General features: G+C 60.6%; 23 protein-coding genes and 2 tRNA genes. 9 read left to right on the top strand and 16 right to left on the bottom strand.

The features are described 5' to 3' along the window. Positions 1–108: 108 nt before the first annotated feature. The 4 genes from HMPREF2605_RS01315 to HMPREF2605_RS01300 all read right to left on the bottom strand — a co-directional run bounded on the left by HMPREF2605_RS01315 (position 109) and on the right by HMPREF2605_RS01300 (position 4,994). On the bottom strand, positions 109–804 hold the full coding sequence (locus HMPREF2605_RS01315; protein ID WP_070832128.1) for a methionine ABC transporter permease: 696 nt from the start codon (positions 802–804) through the stop codon (positions 109–111). Then, a complete protein-coding gene (locus HMPREF2605_RS01310; protein WP_070846715.1) occupies positions 805–1,860 on the bottom strand; it encodes a methionine ABC transporter ATP-binding protein in 1,056 nt (351 codons plus the stop codon). Positions 1,861–2,005: 145 nt separating this feature from the next. Further along, positions 2,006–2,887 carry a MetQ/NlpA family ABC transporter substrate-binding protein gene (locus tag HMPREF2605_RS01305; protein ID WP_070846714.1) on the bottom strand — a complete coding sequence of 294 codons (882 nt, stop codon included), beginning with the start codon at positions 2,885–2,887 and terminating at the stop codon, positions 2,006–2,008. Positions 2,888–3,215: 328 nt separating this feature from the next. Then, positions 3,216–4,994: a long-chain-fatty-acid--CoA ligase gene (locus HMPREF2605_RS01300; RefSeq protein WP_080974858.1), complete on the bottom strand. Its 1,779-nt coding sequence runs from the start codon at positions 4,992–4,994 to the stop codon at positions 3,216–3,218. Between the two features lie 147 nt (positions 4,995–5,141). Between HMPREF2605_RS01300 and HMPREF2605_RS09460 the strand changes: the two genes are divergently transcribed. From HMPREF2605_RS09460 to HMPREF2605_RS01290, 3 genes are read left to right on the top strand one after another with little or no spacing between them, the layout of a single operon-like run. Next, complete coding sequence (locus HMPREF2605_RS09460; protein ID WP_005504480.1) at positions 5,142–5,291, top strand: hypothetical protein; 150 nt, start codon at positions 5,142–5,144, stop codon at positions 5,289–5,291. Continuing rightward, on the top strand, positions 5,291–5,953 hold the full coding sequence (locus HMPREF2605_RS01295; RefSeq protein ID WP_070846713.1) for a sugar O-acetyltransferase: 663 nt from the start codon (positions 5,291–5,293) through the stop codon (positions 5,951–5,953). The genes HMPREF2605_RS09460 and HMPREF2605_RS01295 overlap by 1 nt, the downstream gene beginning before the upstream one ends. 33 nt (positions 5,954–5,986) lie before the next feature. Further along, a complete protein-coding gene (locus HMPREF2605_RS01290; protein ID WP_070846712.1) occupies positions 5,987–7,111 on the top strand; it encodes a hypothetical protein in 1,125 nt (374 codons plus the stop codon). 154 nt (positions 7,112–7,265) lie between these two features. On the opposite strand, the gene HMPREF2605_RS01285 is transcribed toward HMPREF2605_RS01290, so the two are convergent. The 6 genes from HMPREF2605_RS01285 to HMPREF2605_RS01260 form a co-directional block, all read right to left on the bottom strand. Beyond that, a complete protein-coding gene (locus HMPREF2605_RS01285; RefSeq protein ID WP_012902826.1) occupies positions 7,266–8,741 on the bottom strand; it encodes a dihydrolipoamide acetyltransferase family protein in 1,476 nt (491 codons plus the stop codon). Positions 8,742–8,840: 99 nt separating this feature from the next. Then, positions 8,841–9,827 (bottom strand): alpha-ketoacid dehydrogenase subunit beta, encoded by a 987-nt coding sequence (locus HMPREF2605_RS01280; RefSeq protein WP_049327015.1) that lies wholly within the window; start codon positions 9,825–9,827, stop codon positions 8,841–8,843. Between the two features lie 2 nt (positions 9,828–9,829). After that, positions 9,830–10,996 carry a thiamine pyrophosphate-dependent enzyme gene (locus HMPREF2605_RS01275; RefSeq protein ID WP_070846711.1) on the bottom strand — a complete coding sequence of 389 codons (1,167 nt, stop codon included), beginning with the start codon at positions 10,994–10,996 and terminating at the stop codon, positions 9,830–9,832. A 413-nt stretch (positions 10,997–11,409) separates the two neighbouring features. Next, a complete protein-coding gene (locus HMPREF2605_RS01270; protein ID WP_070630037.1) occupies positions 11,410–12,537 on the bottom strand; it encodes a histidinol-phosphate transaminase in 1,128 nt (375 codons plus the stop codon). Between the two features lie 232 nt (positions 12,538–12,769). Then, positions 12,770–15,142: an extensin gene (locus HMPREF2605_RS01265; protein WP_070630038.1), complete on the bottom strand. Its 2,373-nt coding sequence runs from the start codon at positions 15,140–15,142 to the stop codon at positions 12,770–12,772. A 14-nt stretch (positions 15,143–15,156) separates the two neighbouring features. Further along, positions 15,157–15,750, bottom strand: coding sequence for an ABC transporter substrate-binding protein (locus tag HMPREF2605_RS01260; RefSeq protein ID WP_070846710.1), 594 nt, complete (start codon positions 15,748–15,750; stop codon positions 15,157–15,159). A 251-nt stretch (positions 15,751–16,001) separates the two neighbouring features. Between HMPREF2605_RS01260 and purB the strand changes: the two genes are divergently transcribed. Further along, positions 16,002–17,435, top strand: coding sequence for an adenylosuccinate lyase (gene purB, locus HMPREF2605_RS01255; RefSeq protein WP_049353985.1), 1,434 nt, complete (start codon positions 16,002–16,004; stop codon positions 17,433–17,435). A 109-nt stretch (positions 17,436–17,544) separates the two neighbouring features. Here purB and HMPREF2605_RS01250 read toward each other — a convergent pair whose 3' ends face one another. After that, on the bottom strand, positions 17,545–18,426 hold the full coding sequence (locus HMPREF2605_RS01250; protein ID WP_049346152.1) for a hypothetical protein: 882 nt from the start codon (positions 18,424–18,426) through the stop codon (positions 17,545–17,547). A gap of 271 nt (positions 18,427–18,697) precedes the next feature. Between HMPREF2605_RS01250 and HMPREF2605_RS01245 the strand changes: the two genes are divergently transcribed. Both HMPREF2605_RS01245 and HMPREF2605_RS01240 read left to right on the top strand, forming a co-directional pair. Continuing rightward, positions 18,698–19,759 carry an EamA family transporter gene (locus HMPREF2605_RS01245; RefSeq protein WP_012902817.1) on the top strand — a complete coding sequence of 354 codons (1,062 nt, stop codon included), beginning with the start codon at positions 18,698–18,700 and terminating at the stop codon, positions 19,757–19,759. Positions 19,760–19,944: 185 nt separating this feature from the next. Further along, complete coding sequence (locus tag HMPREF2605_RS01240; RefSeq protein WP_070846709.1) at positions 19,945–20,919, top strand: EamA family transporter; 975 nt, start codon at positions 19,945–19,947, stop codon at positions 20,917–20,919. 102 nt (positions 20,920–21,021) lie between these two features. Here the strand turns inward: HMPREF2605_RS01240 and HMPREF2605_RS01235 are convergent, their stop codons facing one another. Together HMPREF2605_RS01235 and HMPREF2605_RS01230 are read right to left on the bottom strand one after the other, a co-directional pair. Further along, on the bottom strand, positions 21,022–21,810 hold the full coding sequence (locus HMPREF2605_RS01235; RefSeq protein WP_070846708.1) for a spermidine synthase: 789 nt from the start codon (positions 21,808–21,810) through the stop codon (positions 21,022–21,024). Continuing rightward, positions 21,810–22,565 carry a DsbA family protein gene (locus HMPREF2605_RS01230; RefSeq protein ID WP_070846707.1) on the bottom strand — a complete coding sequence of 252 codons (756 nt, stop codon included), beginning with the start codon at positions 22,563–22,565 and terminating at the stop codon, positions 21,810–21,812. Before HMPREF2605_RS01230 ends, HMPREF2605_RS01235 begins: the two co-directional genes overlap by 1 nt. A 324-nt stretch (positions 22,566–22,889) precedes the next feature. Here HMPREF2605_RS01230 and HMPREF2605_RS01225 point away from each other — a divergent pair. After that, positions 22,890–22,964, top strand: a tRNA-Thr gene (locus tag HMPREF2605_RS01225). Positions 22,965–23,052: 88 nt separating this feature from the next. Further along, positions 23,053–23,319: a hypothetical protein gene (locus tag HMPREF2605_RS01220; protein ID WP_070846706.1), complete on the top strand. Its 267-nt coding sequence runs from the start codon at positions 23,053–23,055 to the stop codon at positions 23,317–23,319. 112 nt (positions 23,320–23,431) lie between these two features. Here the strand turns inward: HMPREF2605_RS01220 and HMPREF2605_RS01215 are convergent, their stop codons facing one another. The 3 genes from HMPREF2605_RS01215 to HMPREF2605_RS01205 all read right to left on the bottom strand — a co-directional run bounded on the left by HMPREF2605_RS01215 (position 23,432) and on the right by HMPREF2605_RS01205 (position 26,324). After that, entirely contained in the window at positions 23,432–24,307 is an 876-nt protein-coding gene (locus HMPREF2605_RS01215) for an HpcH/HpaI aldolase/citrate lyase family protein (RefSeq protein ID WP_005504437.1), read from the bottom strand. 218 nt (positions 24,308–24,525) lie between these two features. Next, positions 24,526–25,065 carry a hypothetical protein gene (locus tag HMPREF2605_RS01210; RefSeq protein WP_049353202.1) on the bottom strand — a complete coding sequence of 180 codons (540 nt, stop codon included), beginning with the start codon at positions 25,063–25,065 and terminating at the stop codon, positions 24,526–24,528. Positions 25,066–25,313: 248 nt separating this feature from the next. Continuing rightward, positions 25,314–26,324 carry an NAD(P)H-quinone oxidoreductase gene (locus tag HMPREF2605_RS01205; protein WP_049340389.1) on the bottom strand — a complete coding sequence of 337 codons (1,011 nt, stop codon included), beginning with the start codon at positions 26,322–26,324 and terminating at the stop codon, positions 25,314–25,316. Positions 26,325–26,449: 125 nt separating this feature from the next. On the opposite strand from HMPREF2605_RS01205, the gene HMPREF2605_RS01200 reads away from it, so the two are divergent. Further along, positions 26,450–26,537: transfer RNA gene (locus HMPREF2605_RS01200), tRNA-Ser, on the top strand. Positions 26,538–26,628: the final 91 nt, after the last annotated feature.

The following is a 26,628-nucleotide window of genomic DNA, read 5'->3' as shown; positions in this document are numbered from 1 at the left end:
GTAATTAGCGCCCCCTCCCCCGGTATGAAGAAAGACCCCCGGCCCGCTCCTGAAGAGCAGACCGGGGGTCTTCTATGCTTTATCAGCTTGTACCTAAGCGGTACGAGTTTATCGGCGCATAACCTTCTTCGCCAGTGCGTTACCGATGAACTGAACCAGCTGAACCAGGACGATAATAATCGCCACAACAGCCCAGGTGATCTCATCGTTGAAGCGCTGGTAGCCGTCCACAATCGCGATCTTACCCAGACCACCGGCACCCACGTAACCGGCCATAGCGGACATATCCACCACGCCGATAACGAGGAAGGTGTAACCCAGGATTAGCGGGCCAAGTGCCTCGGGAATCATCACGGTGAACAGGATGGTCAGCTTCGAAGCGCCCATCGCGCGGGCCGCCTCAATCACACCCGGGTCAATGGAGACCATGTTCTGCTCCACGATACGGGCAATTGCGAACGCAGCACCGAAGCTCATCGCGAAAACCGCAGCGTTCACGCCCAGGCGGGTACCCACCACGGCGCTCGTCAGCGGGCCAAGCGCCGCAATCAGGATAATGAACGGAATCGGGCGAATCACGTTCACCAGAATGTTCAGGATCGTGTACACGAAGCGGTTCTGGAAAATATTACCTGCACGGGTGGTGTACAGCAGAGCACCCACAATCAGGCCAACCAGACCGGCACACAGCATGGTGATAGACACCATGTAGAACGTATCGCCGATAGCCGGGAGCAGCTTCTCGGGCAGGAACTCAGACCAGTCAGTCTTAGACGCAGCCAGCGGAAGAGTAGTAGCAAACATTTAGCGCACCTCCTGCACGCGAGCAACGGTCTTCAGTTCAGCAACAGCGGCATCAATGCTGGTGATTTCGCCGAGAAGTTCCAGGGTGAGGGTACCGTACGCCTTGCCCTGCAGGGTCTCAATACCGCCGCCCACAATGTTGAAGCGGACGTTACGGGCACCCAGGTAGGACAGCACCTTACCGAGCTCCTGGTTACCCTCCACGATTTCAACGTTGATGAGGTAACCCTTGTGGTTTGCGCGCAGCTCAGCCGCCTCCTTGCCGGTGGGGGCAAGCTTGACGGTGGTTGCCACGAACAGCTTCGCCACATCGGTCTGCGGGTTGGAGAAGACGTCGTAGACGTTGCCCTGCTCCACCACACGACCGGACTCCATGACCGCCACACGGTCAGCGATGCTGGAGACCACGTCCATCTCGTGGGTAATCACCACGACGGTCACACCCAGTTCACGGTTCACACGCTTAAGGAGCGCAAGCACTTCATGAGTGGTTTCCGGATCCAGCGCGCTGGTGGACTCGTCCGCCAGCAGCAGTGCGGGGTTGGTCGCGAGCGCACGGGCAATACCCACACGCTGCTTCTGACCGCCCGAAAGCTGGTTCGGGTAGTGGCCTGCACGGTCGGCAAGACCCACGAACTCGAGCATTTCCAGGGCGCGGGCGCGGCGGTCCTTCTTAGACCAGCCGGCAATCTTCAGGGGGAACTCAACGTTACCGAGCACGGTGCGGGAGTTCATCAGGTTGAACTGCTGGAAGATCATGCCGATGTTGGTGCGTGCTTCGCGCAGTTCGGAGTCGCGCTTGCCGGAAATTTCGAAGCCGCCAACGGTCAGGGTGCCACTGGTGGTGGTTTCCAGGCCGTTAATGAGGCGGACCAGGGTGGACTTACCGGCGCCGGAGTAGCCGATAATTGCAAAGATTTCACCGCGGTTAATGGTGAGGGAGACGTTGTCGACAGCAACTACTGCCTTGGGGCCGTTGCCGAAGACCTTGGAGACTCCGTCCAGAACCACCATGGGCGAGGTGCTGTCGCCGAAGCTCTGTGCCAGTTCACTCATAAATATGTATCCGTAAATGTCGTGGTTGGGGCGCTAAAGGGCCTTAACGCCGTTACGCAAAGGACGGTAAGCCTATCGTGACCCGCATCGGGTTCTTAGACTTACCGCCTTTGCGTATGCCTAGAGGAGGCGTGTATTGAGAAGATTACTTCTTAGCGCGCAGCTTGGCTTCTTCGTTAGCCAGGGACTGACGCAGCTCGTCGGTGCTCACGTTGACCTCAACGGCGGTGCCGCGGGTCTCTTCCTGAACGACGTCCATGACGGCCTTGGAGTGGAAGAGTTCAACAATCTTCTTGTAGGTCTCGTCGTCAGCCTTGTCCTTCTGAGCAACGAAGAGGTTCACGTACTTGATTGCCGAGGGGTCGGTCTTGGGGTCGTCCTGAGCCAGTGCGTCTGCGGGCTTCAGGCCTGCATCCTTGAGGAAGTCGTTGTTGACGACTGCGCCGTCAGCGGACTCCATGCCAACCACGGTCTGGGTTGCGTCAACGGGGGTGACCTTCACCTTGGAGTTAGCGGTGTCCACGTCGTCGATGGTGGGTGCGTCAACGTCAGCGTTCTTGAAGGTAACCAGACCGTTGGTCTTCAGCAGCTTCAGCGCGCGTGCTTCGTTCACGGTGTCGTTCGGGATAACGATCTCGCCGCCCTGGGGGATGTCAGCCAGCTTGGAGTGCTTCTTGGAGAACAGAGCCATCGGGTAGATGACGGTCGGGCCGACAATCTGCAGGTCCTTTTTAGCGCTCACGTTGTAGTTAGACAGGTACGCGATGTGCTGGAAGCGGTTCATGTCGATGTCACCGGCGTCCAGTGCGGGGTTCGGCTCGGTGTAAGCGCTGAACTCCTTGTACTCAATGTCGATACCCTGCTTCTTAGCTTCTTCCTTCAGGGTCTTGTTGAACTTCTCAGAGCCAACCACACCGATGGTGACCTTCTTGGAGCTGGAGGAAGAGGAGGAGGAGTTGGTGGAACCGCAGGCTGCCAGGCCAAAGACCATGGGGACAACTGCGAGTGCAGCAGCAAACTTCTTCACGGCTATGAATCTTTCTGTTGAATGATGATGCGTTCCGCCGGGTGCTGACGTTGGTATTAGCACGTCCGATGGGAATGATGATGGGACAATTACAGCACGCGCGGGGGCGGGTGTGGAAGTTAAGAGCTATTCATGAGACACAGAACGTCAAGGTCGTCATATTTTGTCATAATTCGTCATGCAGTGATTATTTCCAGGTCACAAAGCGTCATTGACGATGTCATTGCCGGTGTATTCAGGCGCACACAAAACGCCGGCAAGGGTACAAAAACCCAAGCCGGCGTCCATCTAACCCACTCATTACGAGCAGGCGGCGAATCAACCAGTACTACTGATCGAACTCACCCGAAGCAATCAGCTGCTCACGCACCTTACGGCGCAGAACCTTACCCAGCATCGAACGGGGCAGGTCATCCACCACCACGATGCGGCGCGGAACCTTATAGCGGGTCACCTTCGAGTAGCAGTGCTCACGCAGGGTGTGTTCCTGCACCACGCGTCCCGGGGCGGCAACCACGGCGGCAACGACCATCTCGCCACCGGCGGGCAGCGGAATACCGACCACTGCCGCATCCGCGACCATGTCGTGCTGCTTGAGGGCGACCTCAACCTCCGTCGGGGAGACATTGAAGCCACCGGTGATGATGACCTCCTTGATGCGGTCCACAATCTGAATGAAGTAGTCCTCGTCCAGGCGCACAATATCGCCGGTACGCAACCAACCATCGGGGGTGATGGTCTTCGCGGTCTCGTCTTCACGCTTCCAGTAGCCGGCAAAACGCTGAGGACCCTTCACCCACAGCTCGCCCTCTTCACCCTCGGGCACGTCCTCGCCGGTTTCCGGGTCCACCACGCGAATATCGGTGGAGGGGAACGGAACACCAATGAAACCGGCACGGCGAGTGTCATTGAGCGGGTTGCAGGAGACCAGCGGCGCACACTCGGTCAGGCCGTAGCCCTCCACCATGAAACCGCCGGAGGCTTCCTCCCACTCGGCAACCAGCTCAGGCGGCAGGTTCATCGCGCCAGACACCGCGTAACGGATACCCTCCAGGGACACGCCGCGCTTCTTCGCCTCATCCATGAGGCGGCGGTACACCGGCGGAACCGCAGGCAGAATGGTCGGGCGAGTCTTCTTCATCGCCTTCAGAATCAGGTCCATGTCCACGGTCGGGAACAGCACCAGGCGGGCGCGGCACAGCGACGCAATCGTCACGCCCAGGGTCATGCCGTACGCGTGGAACAGCGGCAGAACCGAGTAAATCACCTCGTCATCGCCCGGGTTAATCCACGCCTCACCCATGCGGCCGTTAGACTCCAGGTTGCGGTGCGTGAGCATCACGCCCTTGGGCAGACCGGTCGTGCCAGAGGTGTACTGCAGCAGCGCAATATCGTGCGCCGTCGGGCGGCGATGCGCAGGATCAATACGCTCACTCTTGAGCAGCTGCGACCACGGCACCGTACCCGGAGCGGGACCGGTCAGCTTCTCACGCGAAGCACGCGCACTCTTCAACGGCAGCTTCAGCGCGGTACGCATCAGCGCAGGCATCGCCGAAATCATGTTCACCGAATAAATATGGCTCGGGCGAATATCATCCGGAAGACCCGTAATATGCGAAGCGATCTTATCCCACACAATCGCGACCTTCGCGCCGTGATCCTCAAACATGTGACGCAACTCAGCGCCCGTGTAGAGCGGGTTATGCTCCACCACAATCGCGCCCAAACGCAGAATCGCGTAAAACGCCGCAATATGCTGAGGGCAGTTCGGCAGAATCAGCGCCACACGGTCACCCGCCTGCACACCCGCCACGCGCAGCCCCTCCGCCGCACGCTCAATCTGGTCCCCCAGCTCAGCGTAGGTCGTGGTCGCGCCAAAGAACTCCAGCGCAACCTTATGCGGTACGGTGCGAACCGCCTCGTCAATGAGGTGGCTCAGCGAGGTTTCAGGCAGCTCAATATCGCGAGCAGTCCACGGCGTATAGTTCTTCAACCAGGGGCGATGCGCCAACGGATGCGCACCAGCAGCTACACCAGCGGATGCGCCAGCGGGGGATGCAGGAGCCGCCGCATCCTGCAGGTTCGTGTTCTTCTGAGCCTCAGTCATGCAATGATTGTGCCTTCCCGCACCCGCAGGCTTCAACTCAGCACCGTTTCTTTCCACGCTGAAAATCACACGGTACACCCGCCCCAGATACCGCAATAAACACCGAAACACTAAGGCAGAACCCAGCAACTCTGGGATACTTAAAGCATGAGTAAACGACAGCAAGACATCACTGACGAACAGTTCAAGAAGCTCCTCCGCGAAATTTCCAAGCGATTCGCCATCGCCGGAGGAGTCGTCATCCTGTTCGGAATGGCCATCATCGCACTTGCTTACCTTCTGGGAGGAGCCCACTAATGCACACCCCGCAGCGCCCCAACGGCGACATCTTCCACCGCATGGTCTCCGGCGCCGCCTACATGCCCGACGCCGAATGCGGCGCGCAGTACAAGCGCATCCACGCTGCAACCGTCCTCGCCGAAGAACACTACGCACGCGGCGAGCAGGCGCAGGCAATGCACGTCTACCGTGAACACCTCGGCCACCTGGGCGAGCACTCCCACATCCGCCCCGGCGCACGCTTCGACTACGGCGTGAACACCTACATTGGCGACGGCTCCTTCTTCAACTTCGACTGCGTATTCCTGGACGTCTGCCCGATTCGTATCGGCTCCACCGTGCTCGTCGGCAACAACGTACAGTTCCTCACCCCCACCCACCCGCTCAACCCGGTCGACCGCGCCGCATACTGGGAAGGCGGCGAGCCCATCACCGTTGAAGACAACGTCTGGATTGGCGGCGGCGCTATCATCCTGGGCGGCGTGACCATCGGCAAGAACTCCGTGATTGGTGCAGGCACCGTCGTCACCGAGGATGTACCCGAAAACTCCGTCGTGGTAGGCAACCCCGGCCGCGTCATCCGCACCCTGGACGAGAACGAACGCCCGGCATACCCGCACACCTACTCCGCAGAAGCCCTGGAAGAAGCACGCGCCTTCTACGCTGACCGCAACCGCTAAATCAGCACCCAGGACTAGAATCCAAAGGATTTAATGAACACACAGAACAACACCCCGCAGCAGCGTCCGGCCGCCGCGGCGTCCACCCCCACCGAAAGTGACCTGTGGGAAGCGGCATTCTCCTCCGACGACCCCACCGTGGTCCTGACCGACGAGGACCTAAACGCGGCACGCCGCGCGCACGAAAAGGCGCGCGAGTCGAGCGCCTCGGCGCAGTCCTCTGCGCAGTCCTCGCAGGATGCGACCCAGCCTCTCTCCGTCACTGACGCGGCTACCGCAACCCAGCCGGTCGTCTCTGCAAACGGTGCCGCTCACAGTGCAGAATCCGGTGCTGACTTGGGCGAACCCGCTACCGATAACCTCAGTTGGCTCGACAAGCCCGCAGCCCCCAGCCCGGACAACGTACGCGGTAATGCTTCTGCGGCCCCCGCTACCGCACCGACCGCAGCGGCAAGCTACGAGGTGCCCGCACCCGGTAACGCCCATGCGGCACCCGGCGCCCCGCAGGCTAATCCGGCGGATGATGACCACTTCGTCATCCCCACCCCCGCCGGTACCGCAGGCGCGGCGGGCGCAGAGCCCGTCCTCACCGCAGCAACCGCACTGTCCATGCAGAAGAGCCGATACTCCCGCATGCAGCTGTTGCCCGGTCTGCTCGGTTGGCTGATTACCATCTCCCTCATGGACGGTGGCCTGTGGGCTATCCAGTCGTGGCTGACCCTGACCGGTCAGAGCGAGTCCATCGAGTACGCCTCGGTGGTCTCCCGACTCTTCAGCGGCACATCAAACGCCGTACCGGTAGCGGTCGCGCTGAGCGTGCTCATCTTCTTTGCCTACCTGGTGGGCGGCTACGCAGCGGGTCGTATGGCACGATTCGCCGGCGCAAAGCAGGGCATTGCCGTGTGGCTCTGGCAGATTATGGCGCTCATCCTCGGATCCCTGGCGACCTTCCTGGCGCCTCAGCTGTTCCAGAACGGTGTTGCGTCCCTGTCCCTGCAGAAGCTCATTGCGGGCGACTTCGCGAACGGTCTGCTGGCGGTTCTGCTGGTTCTGGCGTTGAGCTTCCTCGGCGCTATCCTCGGCGGCCTGTGCGGACGCCTGTACCACCGCCGCGTGGACAAGTATCCGAACGATCAGGTGGCACGCGAGGACGCCTAACTTAGGTTTCTAAGCGCGCAACTCGGCGTTAGAGAATACAGAAAACCTCCGGTACCTTGCGTAAGGTACCGGAGGTTTTCTGTATCTAAATATCTGTATCCTAAACAGCCTCAGCTACCCAGCAATACGGCGCTGACTAGCCAAAATGTTCCGCTTAGTGGTCCAGCAGCAGTGCAGGCTCCTCAAGAATCGCAGCCACATCAGCCATGAAACGAGCCGACAGGTCGCCATCCACCACACGGTGATCGAAGGAACCACCCAGGGTCGTCACCCAGCGAGGAATGACCTCACCATCAACCACCCACGGCTTCTGCTTGATCGTACCGAAGGCAACAATCGCCACCTCACCGGGGTTAATAATCGGGGTACCCGTATCAATACCCAGCGAACCGATGTTCGTAATGGTCAGGGTGCCGTTCGCCATCTCAGCGGGCTGAGTCTTACCCTCACGGGCGCGAGTGGTCAGGTTGTTCAGCGCAATAGCCAGCTCACGCAGAGACAGCTCCTGAGCGTCCTTAATGTTCGGAACCATCAGGCCGCGCGGGGTCGCCGCAGCAATACCCAGGTTCATGAAGTGCTTAATCTGGATTTCGCTATCGGTCCAGGTCGCGTTGACCTGCGGGTTACGCTCAGCAGCCCAAATGACCGCGGCGGCAAGCACCAGCAGCGGGGTGACCTTCACACCCTCAAAGTGGCGGGACTTCTTCAAACGCTTCACGAACTCCATGGTGCGGGAGGCATCAACGTCCACGAAAATCGACACGTGCGGGGCGCTAAACGCCGAAGCAACCATAGCCTTCGCGGTAGCCTTACGCACGCCACGCACAGGGATGCGCTCAATGCGGTCACCGGGGGTGGCTGCGGGCTGCCAGAACGGCTGGCGGGCGCCGCTATGCTGCACATCGCTCAGGTGCGCCACATAGTTCATGAGGTCCTGCTTGGTCACCTGGCCGCGCGCACCGGTAGCGGTCACGTTCGCCAGGTCAACACCCAGCTCCTTTGCGGCAAGACGCACCGGAGGCGGCGCGAGGGTCGGGCGGTGCGGAACCTGCTCGGGAGCCAAAGTCGGCGCGGGAGCCGCTGCGGGCTCGGGTGCCAGACGCTGCACCACCGAGTTCAGCGGGGTGTTCTCCACAAAGCGGGAGGCGCGCTCAGCCAGCTCGCTCAGCAGGCCCTGGTTGCGGTTCGCCGAGTCGGCGGGGGTGTGCGCCACGGGTGCCTGAACAGCCGGTGCGACCGGTGCCGCAACAGCCTGTGCGGGCTGGGCCGCGGAGGCGGGGCGTTTGCGGGCGCGGCGCTTCACAGCGTCCGCCTTGGGGCCGGAGCCGACCAGTGCGGTGCCGGACTCAGCCTCTGCCGCGGCGGGTGCCGCCGGGGTTGCGGGTGCGTTGTCGCCGCCGGAGATGCTGATGATCGGGGTGCCCACCTCAACGGTTTCGCCTTCGGCAACGAGCAGCGCCTCGACGGTGCCGGCGAAGGGCGAGGGAAGTTCCACGACGCTCTTCGCGGTTTCAATTTCGACGAGGACGTCGTTGATGGCGACCTCGGTACCGACTGCCACCTTCCAGCTGAGGATTTCTGCTTCGGTCAGGCCTTCGCCCACGTCAGGGAGCGGGAAAATCTGGGACATTTTTACCTCTCACTAGGGCATATACCCTATACGGAATATTCTGTGCGGGCTCGCAACCCGCCATAGCGCAACACGCTGATACGTCAGATCAGGGAATGCCTAGTAGTCAAAAGCGCGGTCAACCGCCTCAAGAATACGGTCAATATCGGGCACGTACTCTTCCTCAACGCGGGACACCGGGTACGGCATGTAGTAGCCGCCCACACGAATCACCGGCGCCTGCAGGCTGTAGAAGCAACGCTCCGTAATCGCCGCAGCCAACTCACCGCCCATGCCACCGAAGGTCGGCGCCTCGTGCGCGACAATTAGGCGGCCAGTCTTCGCCACCGAAGCGGCAACGGTCGGCACGTCCAGCGGCGAAATCGAGCGCAGGTCAATGACCTCAATCGAGCGGCCATCCTCCACGGCAGCCTCTGCAGCAGCCAGAGCAACCGGCACCAGCGGACCGTACGCAACGATGGTCGCGTCCGTACCCTCACGCACCACCTGGGCGCTAAACGGATCAAAGGAGGTGTCGCTAAAGTCCACTTCACCCTTGAGCCAGTAGCGGCGCTTCGGCTCAAAAATAATGACCGGGTCGGGGCACTCAATCGCCTTGCGGGTCATCCAGTACGCCTCGTGCGGAGTCGAGGGGGTCACAATACGCAGACCCGCGGTGTGGGCGAACAGCGCCTCCGGGGACTCGGAGTGGTGCTCCACCGAACCAATCACGCCACCGTACGGAATGCGGATGGTCACCGGCACCGTGTACTGCTTATCGGTGCGGTTGTGAATCTTCGCCAGCTGGCTCGTAATTTGGTTGTAGGCGGGGAACACGAAGCCGTCGAACTGAATCTCCGGCACGGGGCGGTAGCCACGCAGGGCCATACCGATGGAGGTGCCGATAATGCCGGACTCTCCCAGGGGCGCATCCATGACGCGGCGGTTGCCGAAGCGCGCCTGCAGGCCCTCGGTCACACGGTACACGCCACCAAGCTTGCCGATATCCTCACCGAGCATGACGACGGTGCGGTCGGCTTCCATGGCGTCTTCCAGGCCGCGGGTAATCGCCTTGGCGAGGGTCAAACGTTCAATTTTCTCGCTCATGCTTACTCCTCTTCAAAGCCTGCAACGTAGTTACGGTAGAACTCGCGGTCGTCTTCCACCTGCTGATGCTCCTGCGCATAGACGCGGTCGAAGAAATACTCAAAGTCGGCAACCTCGGAGTTCAGCACTGCCTCACGCACGCCGTTCGCGACCTGCTGCGCAGATTCTGCAACCTCTTCAAAGAAGGCATCATCGGCGTAACCCTGCTCGCGCAGGTGCTTCTCCAGGCGAAGCATGGGGTCGCGGCGCAGGGGACCTTCCAGGTCGGCATCGGTGCGGTACTTGGTGGGGTCGTCCGCGGTGGTGTGCGGGCCGAGGCGGTAGGTCTCAGCTTCAATCAGCACGGGGCCTTCACCGGCACGGATCTTCTCCATGGCGTAGCGGGTTGCAGCCAGTACGGCGAGAACGTCGTTGCCGTCAACGCGAATACCCTCGAAGCCGTAGCCTGCGGCGCGGGTGGACACCGGAACGCGGGACTGCACCTCGAAGGGCACGGAGATAGCCCAGCGGTTGTTCTGCACGAAGAAGAGCACCGGCGCGTTATAGGAGGCGGCGAAAACCATGGATTCGTGTGCGTCACCCTCGGTGGAGGAGCCGTCACCAAAGTAGACCGCCACGGCGGGCTTCTGGGTATCTTCGGCAGGGTCGGTTGCCTGACCCTGACCGGTGCGACGGGTGCCGGTTTCAGCCTCGATGTCGGCGTCGAAGTTCAGACCCATGGCGTAGCCGACTGCGTGCAGGGTCTGGGCCGCAAGCACCTTGGTGTAGGTGTGGAAGTTGTGTGCCTTCATGTCCCAGCCGTGGGTGGTGGAGCCGCGGAAGATGGTGATCAGGTCGCGGAAGTCCACGCCACGCGTCAAGGCGACGGCGTGCTCGCGGTAGGAGGGGAAGATGTAGTCGTTGGGTGCGTAGGCGAGTGCGGAGCCGACCTGTGCGGCTTCCTGGCCTCGGCTGGGCACCCAGAGGGCGAGCTGGCCCTGGCGCTGCAGGGCGGTTGCCTCGTCGTCGAATCGGCGGGTGGTGTACATGAGGCGGTATGCCTCGCGCAGGGTGTCTGCGTTGACGTCTTCGATGTACCGGCTGTAGGTGGGGTGTTCGTGTACGGTGCCGTTTTCATCCATGAGCTGGATGCGTTCGGGCACTCCCGGGTACTTGTCGTTCTCGTGCATCTAACCTCCACACGTGACGAGGGCTTGGCCCTCAGCGGCTTGGGTTTTAGTCTCAACGTTCACCTGATGGTGCAGGGTTTGAGCTGTTCCGGTAGGCCTGTGAGGGTCTGGGCATATATAGTTACCAGTCTACTCTTTCCGGCTTTATCTCGCGGCAGTTACGCTGATAACGCAGTGTATTGTGCCCTGTCATTCACTATTTGAACATCATTAAATTAAACCTCCCATATATTCTTTTTCAGGAATATATGGGAGGTTTAATTTAGCCATTAAGCGCTTTTTCGAGCCGCCATTTTTCCCACGCGAGAACCATTTGAAAAGCCTAAACGAACCTCGACTAGGGAAAATAGTACATTGTTCAATTAGGGTTGAATTAGGGTCAGGTGCTCACCCACTCCCCTTTACCAGAGGCTCTAGAGACCCTTCGCGAAGACCTCGCATAGCGAGAGGAAACGGTCGTTCGCCTCCACCTCACCGATGCTCACGCGCACGCCCTCGGTACCGAACGCACGCACCGACAGCGCGTGCTCAGCCATCAGCTGCACAAACTCACCCGTACGCTCCCCCAGGGGCAGCCACACAAAGTTCGCGTAAGTGCTCGGGAACTCGTAGCCCAGCTCGCACAGGCGGGCGGTCACGCGCTCACGCTCAGACACCAGGTGGCTCACGCGCTCCATCACCGCATCCTCATGCTCGATGGAGGCGATAGCCGCCGCCTCCGCCAGCGCCGTCACCGCGAACGGGGTCGCCGCCACGCGCAGGTGCTGCGTAATCTGCGGATGCGAAATCGAGTAGCCCACGCGTAGACCCGCCAGGCCCTGCGCCTTGGAGAAGGTGCGCAGAATGATGACGTTCTCGTAGTCACAGTAGATATCCAGGCCGTTCAGCGGAGGCTCTTCACCCTCCTGCACGGTGGAGGCAGCGCAGAATTCGAAGTACGCCTCATCAATCACCACGGGAATGTGGGAGGGCACCTTCGCCAGGAACGCACGAATCTGGCTTTCGGTGACGGCGGGACCGGTCGGGTTGTTGGGGGTGCAGACCAGAATCAGGCGGGTGCGCTCGGTGATGGCGGCGGCCATGGCGTCCAGGTCGTGCGAGCCGTCGGGCAGGTTCGGCACCTGCACGCTGCGAGCGCCCATGATGCCGACAAGGATCGGGTACGCCTCGAAGGAACGCCAGGCGTAGATGACTTCGTCCTGAACGCCGTCGGCGTTTACGCCGGCGAAGGTTTTGAGAATCTGGTTGAGCGCGCCGAGACTACCGGCACCGGTGACGATGTCGTCAGCGTCCACACCCAGTCGTGCGGAGAGCTTCTGTCGCAGGGCGGTGGAGAGCGGGTCGGGGTAGCGGTGCGCGGTCGCAAATTCTGCGAGGACGCGCGCAACCTCGGGTACGGGGCCCAGCGGGTTCTCGTTGGAGGAGAGCTTGTACTGGGTGAGGCCTTCAACGGGTGCGGGCGGCTTGCCTGCCGCGTAGCTGGGCAGGGTGTTGAAGACGGGGCGGACCGGGATGTTGGCGTGTTCAGCTGACTGGCTCATGCTTCCAGTATGTGCCTGCGGGCGGCTCGGAGGCTAACGCTTCTCACCTGGAGAGCAGGTCGCGAGCAAGCTGTACCTGTGCAGGTAGCAGAGACTAGCCGCGAGCGCTGTACGCATAGATGGAGGGGCGCCGCCGGGTATTGGACCGGCGGCGCCCCTCTTCTCTTCTCTACTCTACTCGTCCCCTCCACCCTCCACCGAGCCGTCAAGATTGGTTCTTGAGATTGGGCTTTTAGACCATCAGGGGTTCACGCTCCTCGAGGGGAGTCAGGTCCTCGGGAGGGCCTGGTGCGCGGAACCCGGGATCGATATTCTCGGGCGGAGTTGGTGCGAGGAATCCCGGGTCAATGCTCTTGGGCGGGAGCATGGGCGCAGGTTTCAGGTCCGGCAGAGTGGGGATGAGCGACTCACCGCCGTCGTAATCTCCGCCCTGTCCGGATTGGAAGATTGGAGGATTCTTGAGAGCAGAACCCACACTAGGGAGCTGCAATTGCTCGATGAATGGCTGAGTAACAGCCTTTTCGATGTGCGTATGCAGATCTGCAGGTTTGGGCAGAATGTCCGGCGGAATCAGACCTGCAGGGGGTAGCTGTCCCTCTGCCTCGATTCGATCGGGCATCTTGATGGGCCCAGGCTCCGGACGACTCAGGTCCCCGGGCATCTTGATGGGGGCAGGCTCGGGGCGGCTCAGGTCGCTCGGCATATTGATGGCGGGCGGCAGATGCTGCGGGTTGTATCCCTGCAGGAGGGGCACCTTGGGCATCTGCGGCACAGGCATTTCGGGCCATGCAGGCTGCGGGTTCTGAGATTCCTGCGGAGTCGGCTCGGGGTGAGGGATGGTCTTTTGGACGCCCTCGATGACGGCAGGGAGTGTCCCGCTGAACTTCCCCCCTACATATTCTGCTGTTTGCTGTACCCGTTCCACCCGATCTCTAATATCTTGAAGGCCCTTAAACTTACCGCCCGTTCCTTGTTCAATCGCTTCGTCTATACCCTTCTCGTCAAACTTAACTCCAGATTTATGGGCTTGGTCTATGTAAGTTCCGAGACGTGCGAGTGTTACGCCCTTTCGCTCAGCCGAGCTGTACCCGTCTGGCATGGCAGAGCCCGAGGTAACCTTCTGTTCCCCCAGCACATACTCTTTGCCGTCCATTGCCGCACGCATGCCACCAAATACCGCTCCACTATATCCTTCGCGTTCTAGGGTTTCTCGATATTTTCCACCATCATGTTCAGGATTCTGGACTGTGATTGGCGTATCACGGTCGTCAGGACGCCATCCATCTTCTCGCCATGCAGAGTCAGGAACCCAGTCTCCTTCTCCTTCCACGTAGTCCACGGCGAAACCACGGCGTTTGGCGGGCAAACCCCGCAGCGGAGTACCTTGAGCATAGATACCCATAATGTTGATTTCTTTGGCAACCTCGAGACTATTAGCCATGTTGTAGGCAATCATGGCGCCCTGGCTGAAACCCTCCATGTACACGCGTGCGCCCTGAGGTGCCCCTGCATCACGCAGGGCCTGCAAAACCATCTGGTAGGCGGGATTCTTCAGAGTATCTTCACCTAACGTTTCACGCATAGCGCCTGCCGGATCAATGGGAGAACCGCCCCATGAGGCAAAATTAGTACCCGGAATACTCACCACATACAGTGCATGGGCTGGGTCGCCTTCATGTCCTGCTTCGTACATGACGGTAACAAGCACTGCACCGCGCTCGCCCCTACTCGCATCTTGCTGGGAACGTTCGAACTCCTGGTCCTGTGCCTTGGCAGCCACCTGCAGACGGTCCGAACTGACGCCTACAGAGAGCTGGCTTTTCTCGCCACGATGTGCAGCAACACCGTATTTTTCAGCTGAGGTGGTAGACACGCTATACGCCCTCTTATCGGCCTCCGGGCCATGGAGGGGACCTACAATGCCAACTCCATTCTTTTCCAGTACTTTCTCAATGAATTCCTGGGACAGTCCCGTCATAGCGGAGAATCTGCTAGCAATACGCGGACGCGCAATCTCGGGGTTCCATTTGGCGTCGAAGTAGGCGGCTACGCCGAAGAGGGCGAGAGCGGTTAGAGGCGAAAAAGGCAATGTCCGAGAGGCCGCGAAATACCCAAGCTCGGGAATGGTGAGCTTAACGAAATAGGTGATATTTCCGTATCCTCTTGCGATAAGTCCGCGGATGTAGTCCTGGCTACTGCGCCCGTCGGGTAGCTTTCCACCGTGCGTCTTACCTGTGAACTCAAACCAGCCTGCGACAATATTTTCGGTCTGCAGGTAGGAGCTGTGGGCGGCGCGGACGGCTGCTGCGGTGGCACCGAACTTTAGCGCGCTTCCGCCGAGGTCTGTAGCGAGGCCGGCGCAGAGGCCAGCAGCCTGCTGGGCGCGTCCGTTGATGCCGAGGAAGAGCCGGGTTTCGGCGGCGATGCCGAGAATCGGCATGGTTCGGTCGGCGCAGGTGCGGCTGACGGTGTCGAGCCCGTCGGCGATGGCGGGCATTTCTTCGAGGGTAACGCTGATGGTACCCCCAGTAAGCACACCAGGCCCAGTGGGGTCTACGGGCCCGGAGAGGTCACCGATGGGTGCAACGGTGGGTCCGGTAAGCATGGTTTCTCCTGAGGTTAGTGGGTTCGGATGAGCGAGCTCAGCCCGTCGGGCAGGTTCACGTGCATGAGTGAATCGAGCGCTGACTGGGCTTTTTGCACGCCTGAGCGGGCGATGATTTCGCCGGGGTTGAGTTTTTCCAGGGCGTCGGCGGCACCGTCGGCAAGTTTGCCGAGTAGGTTATCTACGGCGGAGGCGGCGACTTTGATTGCCTGCGCTTTGCCGGTGAGGTCGTTGGCGAGTTCTTCTCCGGCGGCGGCGATCATGGCGGCGGTGCCTTCGGCTTGTTCGGCTTGGTGGCGGATTTTTTCGCGGTGCTCTTCGAGTTGTCGCCGGTAGGCGCGTCCGGCTTCGGATGCCCAGCGGTCGCCGTTGAGTTCGTTGGCGCGTTGGTGTGCGGTGCGGATTTCTTGGGCTTCGGTGCGCATCCTGTGAGCGAGTTCTGCGCCTTTGGCGCGGGCGAGGGCGGCTGCTGCCATGAGCTGAGTGGCGAGGGCGTGGCCGGCGGCGGTGCCGATGCCCATGTGTCCTGCTGCGCGGAGGATATCGGTTGGTTCGATGCGGGGCAGCTGGGGTGCGGGAGGCGGTGCGGTGTCGACGAGGGTGCTCATAGTGTGTCCTTTCACGGCGGGTTTGTTTTAGGCTAAATCTGCCGCGGTGACCGTGCAGGCGGAGTACGCCAACCTGTGGATAACTCAGGCTTGTTTCGAAGAATTCGCACGTTTTTGCCCCTCAAAACCCAAAAAATGCCCCCTCCGCACCCCCTCGTTTTGTCATATTTCTGCAACTAACCCAGCCACCCATCACGTCCATATGCTCTGCCCGCCTCTTTTTTTCGGCGAATTCATGCAAAAATAGAGTTATGTCTCACACCAATAACACCTTCTTGCCTTCTGGCCGTATTGACCTGGGCACCGGCGAACTTGCGCTGGGCCCCCTGGACGGACGCTACGCTTCCGTGACCGCGCCCCTGACCAACTACCTCTCTGAGGCGGCGCTGAACCGCGACCGCATCCACGTTGAGGTTGAGTGGTTCATTTACCTGTGCGAGCACGAGGTGCTGCCGGGTCTGTCCCCGCTGAGCGAGGAGCAGAAGAAGGGCCTGCGCGCCATCGTGACCGATTTCAACGCTGATTCTGTGGCGGAGCTGGCTGAGATTGAGGCAGTCACCGTTCACGACGTGAAGGCGGTTGAGTACTACATTGGTCGCCGCCTGGAGGGCCTGGGCCTGGGTCACCTGGTGCCGCTGGTTCACTTCGGCTGCACCTCCGAGGACATTAACAACCTCGCCTACGCGTTGGGCATCAAGGACGCTGTTGAGAACGTGTGGGTTCCGGCTGCTGAGAACCTGGTTGAGGTTCTGCTGAAGCTGGCTGAGGAAGGCCGCGACGTGCCGATGCTGTGCCGCACTCACGGTCAGCCTGCAACTCCCTCCACCCTGGGTAAGGAGTTGGGTGTTCTCGCCTACCGTCTGAAGCGTCAGGTGAAGCACGCTGCTGCTACCGAGTTCCTCGGCAAGATTAACGGTGCGACCGGCACTTACGCTGCTCACTATGCGTCGGTTCCTGACGCTGATTGGCAGGCTGTTTCTCGTGGTTTTGTGGAGCACCTGGGCCTGACCTGGAACCCGCTGACCACCCAGATTGAGTCGCACGACTGGCAGGCCGAGCTGTACTCGGATATCGCGCACTTCAACCGTGTGCTGCACAACCTCTGCACCGATGTGTGGAGCTACATTTCGATTGGTTTCTTCCGTCAGATTCCGGTGGCTGGTGCGACCGGTTCGTCGACTATGCCGCACAAGGTGAACCCGATTCGCTTTGAGAATGCGGAGGCTAACCTGGAGCTCTCTAACGCTCTGCTGGATTCGCTGGGTTCGACCCTGGTGACTTCTCGTTGGCAGCGTGACCTGACTGACTCCTCGGCGCAGCGCAATATTGGTGTGGCGTTTGGTCACTCGGTGCTGGCTATCTCCAATGTGGTGAAGGGCCTTGAGCGTCTGGATATTGCGACCGAGGTTATTTCCGCTGATCTGGATGCGAACTGGGAGGTTCTGGCTGAGGCGATCCAGATGGTGATGCGCGCTGAGGCTATCGCAGGTGTTCCCGGCATGGAGAACCCGTATGAGCGTCTGAAGGAGCTGACTCGCGGTCACCGCGTGGATGCTGCTCGTCTGAAGGAGTTTGTGGCTACTCTGGGCCTCTCCCCCAAGGCTGAGGCGCGTCTGTCGGCTCTGACTCCGCACACCTATAACGGTATTGCGGCTCAGCTGCTGGACCATGCGAAGAACGCTTAGTCCGTAGCAAAGATATAAACAAAAGACCCCGGGTCCCTGCATTCAGGGATTCGGGGTCTTTAGCGTGTTGGGTCTTCGCTATGTTCCGGTTTTATGACCGGCTAGGATTTTAGCGGCCGAGCATGCGGTGGTGACCGGTTTCGGTGTCGTTGCCCTTGTCGCGGGTGAAGACCTTGCCTACAGCCTTACCTGCGTCCTTGACGCCCTTGAGCAGGGAGCCAGCCACGCCGGAGGAGCCGTCCGAACCTTCGCCGCCCTGTACGCGCGGTGCACGCGGGGTAATCATGAGCTCTGCGGGGAAGTAGGCGGGCGCGTCGCCGAAGGCTCGGCGGGTGTTGCGCACGACGTCCTTGCCGAGGGTCAGGTTCGCGCCACCGCCAACGACTGCGCCCACGCCGAAGGGCAGGGCACGGCCGAGCAGTGCACCGGTCTGGCGGGTGAGGAAGCGGCGGATGAACATGTTTCGGATGGTACGTTCGACGCTGAACATCTTGCCGCTGGAGGAGTTGCCGAGCAGCATGCCCCACTTGTTGGAGACACCGCCTGCCTTGCCGGTCTGCAGCAGCACGGTGTTCATGAGCTGGGAGCCTTCTTCGCCGAGCATGATTGCCATGACCATGGAGCGGGCGGTTTCGGGGTCGTGTACGTGCACGCCGTGCAGTTCTGCGACTGCCTGGGCGTAGAGTGCGGTGCGTTCGAGGTAGCCGCCGACTGCGAGCGCGGACAGGCTCATGGAGGTGACGGTGCCGACGCCGGGCACGAATGCGGATGCGCCGGTGACGCCGCCGATGGCGGTGATGTCACGCAGGTAGGTGCGGTCGAGGCGCTTGTGGATTTGTTCGGGGGTTTCGTCGGGGTGTGCTTCACGCAGTTTTTTGACGATGGACAGCGCGAGCGGTCGTTGCATGCGCAGTACGTTGTCGAGGGTGGTGGTCAGTGCGGGACGGGGGTTGCCGTCTTCATCGAATAGAGACTTCTTCGGGTCAAGCATGCTCTCAGTAAATCACGGCTTGGTGAATTTTTCCTGAATATGGGGCCTGTGGTGGGGTTTGGGGGGTGAAATTTCACCGAGGGCGTGGAGGTTTTTGATCGCTTGTTAGGGTGTTTTGGTCTTTATTTGCGCCCAATTTTAAAGCGCGTAAAATTGTCGTAGATTACACACTATTCATTGTTTGCATAGTGCGTGACCTGCTTCACGGAGATTCGGGTTGCGCCTGATGACAGATAGCGGCTAATACCTCTTCTGAATCCTAAGGAATACTATGACTTCTTCCACCCATACGCCCAATGCTGCGCGTTCTCCCCTGGCGACTCAGGGGCTGGGTGTTGCGTACGCGACCGGCGCGATTATTTCGGCGCAGTTCGGTGCGGCTCTTGCCAAGCAGCTCATGGGCGATTTGGGCCCCTGGGGCGTGGTCGCTCTGCGCCTGCTGACATCTTCTATCCTGCTGTGGGTGTTCTTCCGCCCGCAGATTCGTTCGTGGACCCGTCAGCAGTGGATGGCGGTCATTGTCCTCGGTGTCGCCCTGACCGGTGCGAATGCCTTCTTCTATGTGGCTATTGAGCAGGTTCCGCTAGCAATTGCGGTGGCTATTGAGTTTATGGGTCCGCTGGTGCTGGCGACGGTTATGTCGCGCCGTAAGCTGGACCTGGTGTGGATTGCTCTGTCATTTACGGGCATGGCGATTCTGACTGCTGAGTCCCAGGCGAAGCCTGAAGATTTCGCGTTGATGGGTGTGGTTTTCGCAATCCTGACCGCTATTTCTCGTGCCGCCTATATTCTGGCGACTGAGAAGGTTGGCGCTCTGATTCCGGGTATGGGCGGCATGGTCGTGGGTAACGTTGTCTCTACCCTGCTGGTTCTGCCGTTCCCGTTCCTGATAAGCGGCAATAACCTGTTGAAGGTCACCCAGGATGTGCACCTGCTGGCTATTGGCTGCCTGATGGGTCTGCTGGCTTCTGCCCTGCCGGCGCTGGGTGAGGTTTCTTCGCTGCGTCTGCTGCCCGCGCACATTTATAGCGTGGTGCTGTCCCTGGAGCCTGCGATTGCGGCGGCTGTGGGTATTGTGATGCTTGGTGAAGCTACCGGCCTGGTTCGTTGGGTTGCTATTGCTCTGCTGGTGGCGGCGAGTATCGGTATTTCGATTTCTCACGCTCGTGCGCAGAAGAAGGCGCAGGAGGACGGCACGCTGGAGGATGCGGACCATTACCTGCCGGGTGCGGTGGATGCGCACGCGGTGGATATTGCGCAGATGGCGACTAACTCTATTACGATTCCGTCGGCTGAACAGATTAAGGCTGACCGTGAGGCGAAGGGCCTCTAATCTACTGAACTGTAGCCGTGTCAACGGCTTCTAGCCCCCCCCCGGGTAACGAGTAGGATAGTATCTCGTGTTGCCCGGGGGGCGCGCTCTTTAAACGGCGCTATTGGAGCGTTCGTTCTGCCCCGTAGCGGCACAGCATGCACACGTGGAGAAGTACCGCCTTGTGAGGCGCAGGAAGGAGAATCATGCCGCATACTTCATCTCAACGCCCCGCACTGGGCATTATGTTTGTGCTGATGTCCTGCTCATCGCTGCAGTTCGGTGCCGCGTTCGCGATTACTCTTTTCCCGCTGTTTGGCGCTCTGGCTATTAGTGTCAGCCGCCTGGCGATTGCTTCCATTGTGGTGGGTAGCGCCGTGTGGTTGGCGGCGCGTTGGCATACCCGCCGCGGCGGCGAAATGCCGCCGGGTGCGCTGTCGTGGTCGAAGGAGCAGTGGCATGCCGTCATCATTTTCGGTATGACGTTTGGTCTGATGAACGGCTTCTTCTATTGCGCGATTGACCGCATCCCGATTGGTTTGGCGGTTGCGGTGGAGTTCTTGGGGCCGCTGGCTTTGGCGTCTATGCTGACGCGCAGGCTCCGCGACGCGGTATGGGTGCTCTGCGCCCTGGCGGGCATGCTGGTGCTCGGCTACGAGGCGGCGGTCGGCAAGGATACCGACTACCTGGGTCTGACGTTCGCGCTGATTGCTGGCGTGTTCTGGGCGCTGTATATTCGCTCGAGCGCGAAGGTGGGTGCCCTGGTTCCGGGTGCGAGCGGCCTGGCGGTTGCGATGCTTGTTGGTGCCGCGTTTATTGCCCCGGTGGCGGCGGTTGTTCCGGCGCCTCAGCCGCTGTGGAATGCGGCGCAGGATCCGATGCTGCTCCTCATGATTTTTGGTACCGCAATGTTCGCTTCGGTGATTCCCTATAGCGCGGAGTTGATGGCGCTGCGCAACCTGCCGCAGCAGGTGTTTAGCGTGCTGATGAGTATGGAGCCCGCTATTGCGGCGATTGCCGGTTGGGCGTTGCTGAATCAGGAGACCGGCCCGATTCGTTGGCTGGCGATCTGCCTGCTGATGACCGCGAGTGTGGGCATTACGCTGACCACCGCGCAGAGCGGCTCCCCCAAGCAGAAGGATGACGGCGAGGATCCTGTTCCCGTGCCGCTACCCGAGTAAAACCTAAATTCTGCCGGCGCGAGGCATATAGAAAACCCATAAACAAAACCGTTGAGGCGGGTACCTGGTTGGTACCCGTCTCAACGGTTTTATGTTTCAGTTTTAGCTCTCAGCCAGCTCGTCCAGCAGGTCGCGCAGCTCATCGGTGGTGAGCACCTCCGCCGGATGCGGGCCCAGGGCGTACAGCCGGTCCTGGGTGTCCTCGTCCAGCTCGCGGGCGGTGCCAACCAGCACGAGGTTGCCTTCGTTCTGCCCGCTGAGCATGGAGCTCTCGCACAGGCACCACACGTGGTCGAAGACTTCGAGCATGGCGGTTGCCTGCAGCTGGAAGAAGGGCAGACCCGCGTCGTCGCCCACGTTGATGGCGACCATGCCGCGCTCGCTCAGGGCGTCCTTGAGTTCGCGGTAGAAGTCGCGGTTCGCCAGGTGCGCGGGCGCGTCCATGCCGGTGAAAATATCGAGGATAATCGCGTCGAAACCGGGCACACCCAGCAGTTCGGGCAGGTTCTCCAGCTGCTCGCGGGCATCCCCCACCACGAGCTGGCAGTCGGTGCCGGCGGGCAGCGGCAGGCGGTCCGTTACGAAGCCCATGAGCTCGGGCTCAATGTCCACGGCAACCTGGCGGGAGCCGGGGCGGGTCGCCTGAATATAGCGCACGAGGGTCAACGCACCGGCGCCCAGGTGTGCGGCGGTAATGGGTTCGCCGGCGGGCGCGAGCGCATCCACCGTGTTTGCGATGCGGCGCAGGTACTCGTAGAACACGTAGCCGGGGTCCGCAATATCCACGTGGGACTGCTCAGCGCCACCGATTTCGAGAACGTAGCCGTGGTCGCTGAACCCGTCCGGGTGGATTTCGGCGCGCTGGCCGCCGGAGAGCTGAATGTGCGCCACTACTTCACGCCAGCTTCACGCTTGAAGGTGCTGACCAAATCATCCACCGAAGAGGAGGAATCCAGGCCCTCAACGACCTTGTCGTTCACGACGAAGGTGGGGGTGCCCTTCACGCCAATCTTCACGGCGTGATCGTAGTCGCGCTGGATGGGCTTGACGGTATCGGAAGCGAGCAGGACCTTGTCGAATTCTTCGGTGTTCAGGCCCAGTTCCTTGGCGTAGTCGTTGAAGAGGGTGCGCAGCTTGTCGCGTTCGCTGATGCCCTTCCAGTCGTTCTGGGTGGCGAAGAGCTTGTTCGCCATTTCGAGGTGCTTGCCCTGCGCCTCGGCTGCTTCCACTGCGAGGGCGGCGGGTACGGCGTTGACGTGCATGTTCAGCGGCATGTGGCGCACGGTCACGTTCAGCACGCCGTCGAGCTTCTTGGCGGCTTCTTCGAACTTGGGTTCTGCCTTGGCGCAGTAGGGGCACTGGTAGTCGGTGTACAGGGTTGCGGTGCCTGCGCCGGGTACTTCGCGGTTGAAGCGGTAGCCGACGTAGCCGTCGTCAGCGGTTGCAGAAGCAGTAGCCGAGCCCGAGGGGGCAGCGGATGCCGAAGCGCTCGCGGATGCGCTCGCCGAACCACTTGCCGAGGCGCTCGCAGATGCCGATGCAGTCGAAGAAGACTGGGAGGAGCTGGAACCGCATGCGCTCAGTCCCAGGGCGGCGGCGGGCACTACGCCCAGCAGAAGGGTGCGGCGGTTGAGGGGTGAAGTCATGGTGGTTCCTCTCTCTATGGGTGGCGGGCTGGTCTGTGGTTGAGATACATCTGTGGTTGATGTGCCAGCGGTTGTTGGGCGCGGTGAGGCGCTGTCAGCCGCCATGGGTATAGGGTTTATTGTATGCCTCTGCCCTGAACATTCCCTATCTGCGGGCGGGTTTGCGGGGTGAATGCAGTGCACGCCATAGGCACCCTGTCACCTGCTCTCAGCTGCGGTCGCGGTGTTGAAAGTAATTAGCCTCTCCCCCGCCTTTTTGGTACTATTGCGGGGTATGCACTGTTCGTCAGTTGCTTTCGGGCGGCTACGGATGACAGCATATGTGCCTCTATAGCTCAGGGGTAGAGCATTTCCCTCGTAAAGAAAAGGTCGTGGGTTCGAATCCCACTGGGGGCTCCACATCCGCCGTAACGCGTGCCGGTTTCCGGTGTGTTGCGGCGGTTTTTAGCATCTTCGAGATGTCACCGTCGATTTTTAGGAGATTCTCATGTCTTCTCACTCCTCAAATACTCAGCGTTTGCAGAACCGTTCGCAGGCTGGTCATACCGTTGCGGGTTCTTCGCGTTCGATGAGCCCCACGATGCGTTTTGCGCTGGTGTACGTGCTGGCGCTGGTGGTTTCCCTGGCGGTGTGGTTCTTCTACCGTTCCGTGTATGAGGATGACACCTCGTTCCTGGTGCCGATTGTGATTTCTTTGGTGACTTCGTATGTGTGTGCTCATGCGTTAACGGGCGGCAAGTCGCCCCGTAACTAGCAGCTAAGCTACGGCGCGCCGCCATTTTGAGGGCATACGAAAGCCGCGCATCCGATTCCCCGCTCGGGGGTCGGATGCGCGGCTTTTTACGTGTGTACTTTAGACCAGCGCCTTACTTGGATGCGCGCTGGAAGTCGCTGTCGGTCTTGCCCCACAGGCCGTAGACCTTGGCGAGTTCCTTGACCTTCTTTGCACGCAGGTAGCGCGGCAGGTAGGAGCCGTCGCGGGGGCCGTCGAGGGGCACGTCGAGCATCTGGTGTGCTTCTTCGATTTCGAGCTCGCTCGGGGAGAATGCCGCGTTGATGGTCTCAGCCTGGCGAATGTCGAGGGTGATCTTACCGGTCATGCCGTGGTCGTTCGCGTAGCCGCATGCCTTGGAGAGGTCAGCGCCGTATGCGCCGAGGGTCGGGCCGTCGATGGGGCCGGGCAGACCGCCCAGGGTGGAGGCAATCACCAGTTGCGAACGCACGTAGGCGAGCGCCATGGGGGTTGCGGAGGAGCCGGTGTCGCGGCGGTAGTCGCCTGCGCCGAATGCGAGGCGGAAAGTGCCGATTGCGCGAGCAATATCCACCGAGTGGTGCACGCCGAGCGCGGACTCAATCAGCGCGATGATGGGGGTTCCGGGGGGTAGCTCGGCTGCGGTACGGTCAATGTCGGTAGCGTGCTCTGCGGTGGCGAGCATGACGCCTCGCAGACCCTTCACGTTCTTGAGGGCCTTGACGTCCTTCCACCAGTGTTCGGTGGTGATGGCGTTGATTCGCACCCATGCGACGACGCCGGAGTTGAGCATACGGACGACCTGTTCGCGAGCGGCGTCCTTCTCTTCGGCGGGGCAGCCGTCTTCGAGGTCGATAATGATGGAGTCGGCCTCGGATTCGAAGGCCTCTTCAAAGACTTCTTCGGAGGAGTTGGCGCGCACGAGGAGCCAGGAGCGTGAGAGGCTGGGGCGCAGCTGACGCGCACGCTCATTGCGGTGGAATTCAAACATGGTGTGTGACTTCTTCCGTGAATTGTATATGCATTGGGTTGTGCCGTAGAGGGGCAGGAAAAAGCCTGCGGTTCTTCCGCGCGTACCATCGCATTGTGTCGTCACCTCCATTGTGACGGAACCGCATAAGAAGTGTCCTACACCTCTTCTTTAAGCGTATCGCCTGTTGAGGTGCACATCAAACTAACCCGCCTGTTGACCGCAATTTAGGCCCTGTGTTATGCCTCAATCAGCTGGGTGCGGCCCACGGGGATTCCATCGTCGAAGGTCAGCTTGCCGGCGGCTTCCTTCTGGGCGCGCTGAATCAGACGCTCAGCGTCTTCAATGTGCTGGATGACGGTTTCCACGCGGCGGTGCACGCTCACCTGGCGGTCGCATGCACTCGCACAATTACCGAAGCAGCGTGCCATGGCGAGCGCTTCGGCGCAGAGTGCCACGGCGTTGCCCGCCTTGGAGAGGGCGCGGTTCAGGTCGGAGTAGGTGCCGAATGGGGAGGCGGGAATATCGCCGTCGCTGGGGGCGAGGCGGTGCGCTTCCATAGCGACTGCACGCACGCGCGGGATGAGGTCGGCGAGCTCGTTTGCGTCCGGCACGATGAGCTCAATCATGGAGGTGGACGAATCGGTTGCCGCCAAGCGTTCGAGGACCTGGTGGAAGCGGTCGATACCGCGAATGAACCGGTCGTGGGATCGGCGCCAGATGCCTTTGCCGAGTTCGGCGTCGTCGCGGCGCGATTGCAGGTAGCTTTTAAGTCCCATATGTCCTCCTCTGCGTGGTGTGTGTGCCGTGTTTGTTGGTCGGTGGAGGCTGCCGGTGATGGGCTCTGCGGCGACCCGCAAACCTCCCTATACTTAGGTTACCCTAAATCTCCTTTAGTGACGAGATGTCAGCAGTCAACTGTTTATTTCAAACCCAGATTTTCTTCACGCCGCTCACGCGACGCTCCCCGCAGCGCCAGTCTAAAATGGCACCGGCCTAAAATAGCACCGCAGGGGCGCAGCGATTTCTAGACCATGCGCAGCACAATCTTGCCGCGATGCTGACCGGAGTCGAAGTATTCGTGGGCGGCAGCCGCCTCCTCCATGTCGAAGATACGGTCCAGACCCACGCCAATCCTGCCGGATTCAATCAGCGGCAGCACGTGTTCGCGTACACCTCGCAGAATCTCAGCCTTCTGATGATCCGAACGGGTACGCAGGCTCGTAGCGTGCACCGACAGGCGGCGGGAGAGCATATACCCCAGGTTCACTTCTGCTTTGGCGCCGCCCATCAGACCGATAATGCACAGGTGCCCGCCGTCGGCGAGGGTGTGCAGATTGTCGTCCAGGTACTTTCCGCCCACGACGTCGAGGATGTAGTCAGCGCCGCGTCCGCCAGTTTCAGCCAGCAGAACTTCACGGAACGAATGTTCTGTATAAATAATGGGTTCCGCACCTAGTAAGCGCACATATTCTGCTTTTTCCTCGGTTCCCACGGTTGCAAACACGCGGGTACCTACGGCGAGCGCCAGCTGAATAGCGTGCACACCGATACCGCCGGTACCACCGTGCACGAGCACCACCGCGGGTTCACCGTCTTCCTTGAGGTTTTCGGCGGGGTTCATGCTCATACCACAGGTGAGAACCAGGTTCGAGTAGACGGTTGCCGCGACTTCGGGAATACCGGCGGCTTCGGCAAAACTCAGCTGTTCGGGTACGGGCAGCACGTGGTCGACCGGTACGGTCACGTAGTCGGCGTAGCCGCCTCCAGCGAGGAGCGCCATGACGGGGGTGCCGCAGTTCTCCACGGAGGCGCCTTCACCGACCGCTTCAATGACGCCGGCTACTTCGAGGCCGTAGATGGCGCTCGCGCCGGCGGGCGGCGGGTAGAATCCGCGGCGCTGCAGGGCGTCGGCGCGGTTGATTCCGGCGGCGTGAACACGGACGAGAACTTCGTGGGATCGGGGTACGGGGGCGGGGACTTCGCTGATTGTCAGAGCCTCAGGTCCGCCGTGACTGTTCTCAATAATTGCTCTCATGAGTCCTCCTCATTGCCGGAAGCACCATCGTTGGTGCGCGATTTACAGAAAGCTTATCGCATGAGATAATCTCGTAGTGCCCTGCGGCACGGTATTGCCATAAAATGCCGGTCTCTGGTGCGTATGGATGGTTGTCCGAGCGGCCGAAGGAGCTGGTCTTGAAAACCAGTAGGCGGTGACCCCGTCTCAAGGGTTCAAATCCCTTACCATCCGCGTTTTAGCTTCTGCTCCACGTGTGGAGCGCAAAGAGCCCCGTTCCTCGTATTGAGGAACGGGGCTCTTTGCATACGCCGTTTTGAGTTAC

Origin of the sequence: Rothia sp. HMSC065C03 (assembly GCF_001837295.1) — a bacterium.
In the GTDB taxonomy this organism is placed as follows: domain Bacteria; phylum Actinomycetota; class Actinomycetes; order Actinomycetales; family Micrococcaceae; genus Rothia.
This window is presented reverse-complemented; position numbering and strand designations above follow the sequence as displayed.

Excerpts from the sequence above, each read along its gene's own strand:
- HMPREF2605_RS01315 (WP_070832128.1), bottom strand. The coding sequence starts at position 804 with ATGTTTGCTACTACTCTTCCGCTGGCTGCGTCTAAGACTGACTGGTCT.
- HMPREF2605_RS01310 (WP_070846715.1), bottom strand. The coding sequence starts at position 1,860 with ATGAGTGAACTGGCACAGAGCTTCGGCGACAGCACCTCGCCCATGGTG.
- HMPREF2605_RS01300 (WP_080974858.1), bottom strand. The coding sequence starts at position 4,994 with ATGACTGAGGCTCAGAAGAACACGAACCTGCAGGATGCGGCGGCTCCT.
- HMPREF2605_RS09460 (WP_005504480.1), top strand. The coding sequence starts at position 5,142 with ATGAGTAAACGACAGCAAGACATCACTGACGAACAGTTCAAGAAGCTC.
- HMPREF2605_RS01295 (WP_070846713.1), top strand. The coding sequence starts at position 5,291 with ATGCACACCCCGCAGCGCCCCAACGGCGACATCTTCCACCGCATGGTC.
- HMPREF2605_RS01290 (WP_070846712.1), top strand. The coding sequence starts at position 5,987 with ATGAACACACAGAACAACACCCCGCAGCAGCGTCCGGCCGCCGCGGCG.
- HMPREF2605_RS01285 (WP_012902826.1), bottom strand. The coding sequence starts at position 8,741 with ATGTCCCAGATTTTCCCGCTCCCTGACGTGGGCGAAGGCCTGACCGAA.
- HMPREF2605_RS01280 (WP_049327015.1), bottom strand. The coding sequence starts at position 9,827 with ATGAGCGAGAAAATTGAACGTTTGACCCTCGCCAAGGCGATTACCCGC.
- HMPREF2605_RS01275 (WP_070846711.1), bottom strand. The coding sequence starts at position 10,996 with ATGCACGAGAACGACAAGTACCCGGGAGTGCCCGAACGCATCCAGCTC.
- HMPREF2605_RS01270 (WP_070630037.1), bottom strand. The coding sequence starts at position 12,537 with ATGAGCCAGTCAGCTGAACACGCCAACATCCCGGTCCGCCCCGTCTTC.
- HMPREF2605_RS01265 (WP_070630038.1), bottom strand. The coding sequence starts at position 15,142 with ATGCTTACCGGACCCACCGTTGCACCCATCGGTGACCTCTCCGGGCCC.
- HMPREF2605_RS01260 (WP_070846710.1), bottom strand. The coding sequence starts at position 15,750 with ATGAGCACCCTCGTCGACACCGCACCGCCTCCCGCACCCCAGCTGCCC.
- purB (WP_049353985.1), top strand. The coding sequence starts at position 16,002 with ATGTCTCACACCAATAACACCTTCTTGCCTTCTGGCCGTATTGACCTG.
- HMPREF2605_RS01250 (WP_049346152.1), bottom strand. The coding sequence starts at position 18,426 with ATGCTTGACCCGAAGAAGTCTCTATTCGATGAAGACGGCAACCCCCGT.
- HMPREF2605_RS01245 (WP_012902817.1), top strand. The coding sequence starts at position 18,698 with ATGACTTCTTCCACCCATACGCCCAATGCTGCGCGTTCTCCCCTGGCG.
- HMPREF2605_RS01240 (WP_070846709.1), top strand. The coding sequence starts at position 19,945 with ATGCCGCATACTTCATCTCAACGCCCCGCACTGGGCATTATGTTTGTG.
- HMPREF2605_RS01230 (WP_070846707.1), bottom strand. The coding sequence starts at position 22,565 with ATGACTTCACCCCTCAACCGCCGCACCCTTCTGCTGGGCGTAGTGCCC.
- HMPREF2605_RS01220 (WP_070846706.1), top strand. The coding sequence starts at position 23,053 with ATGTCTTCTCACTCCTCAAATACTCAGCGTTTGCAGAACCGTTCGCAG.
- HMPREF2605_RS01215 (WP_005504437.1), bottom strand. The coding sequence starts at position 24,307 with ATGTTTGAATTCCACCGCAATGAGCGTGCGCGTCAGCTGCGCCCCAGC.
- HMPREF2605_RS01210 (WP_049353202.1), bottom strand. The coding sequence starts at position 25,065 with ATGGGACTTAAAAGCTACCTGCAATCGCGCCGCGACGACGCCGAACTC.
- HMPREF2605_RS01205 (WP_049340389.1), bottom strand. The coding sequence starts at position 26,324 with ATGAGAGCAATTATTGAGAACAGTCACGGCGGACCTGAGGCTCTGACA.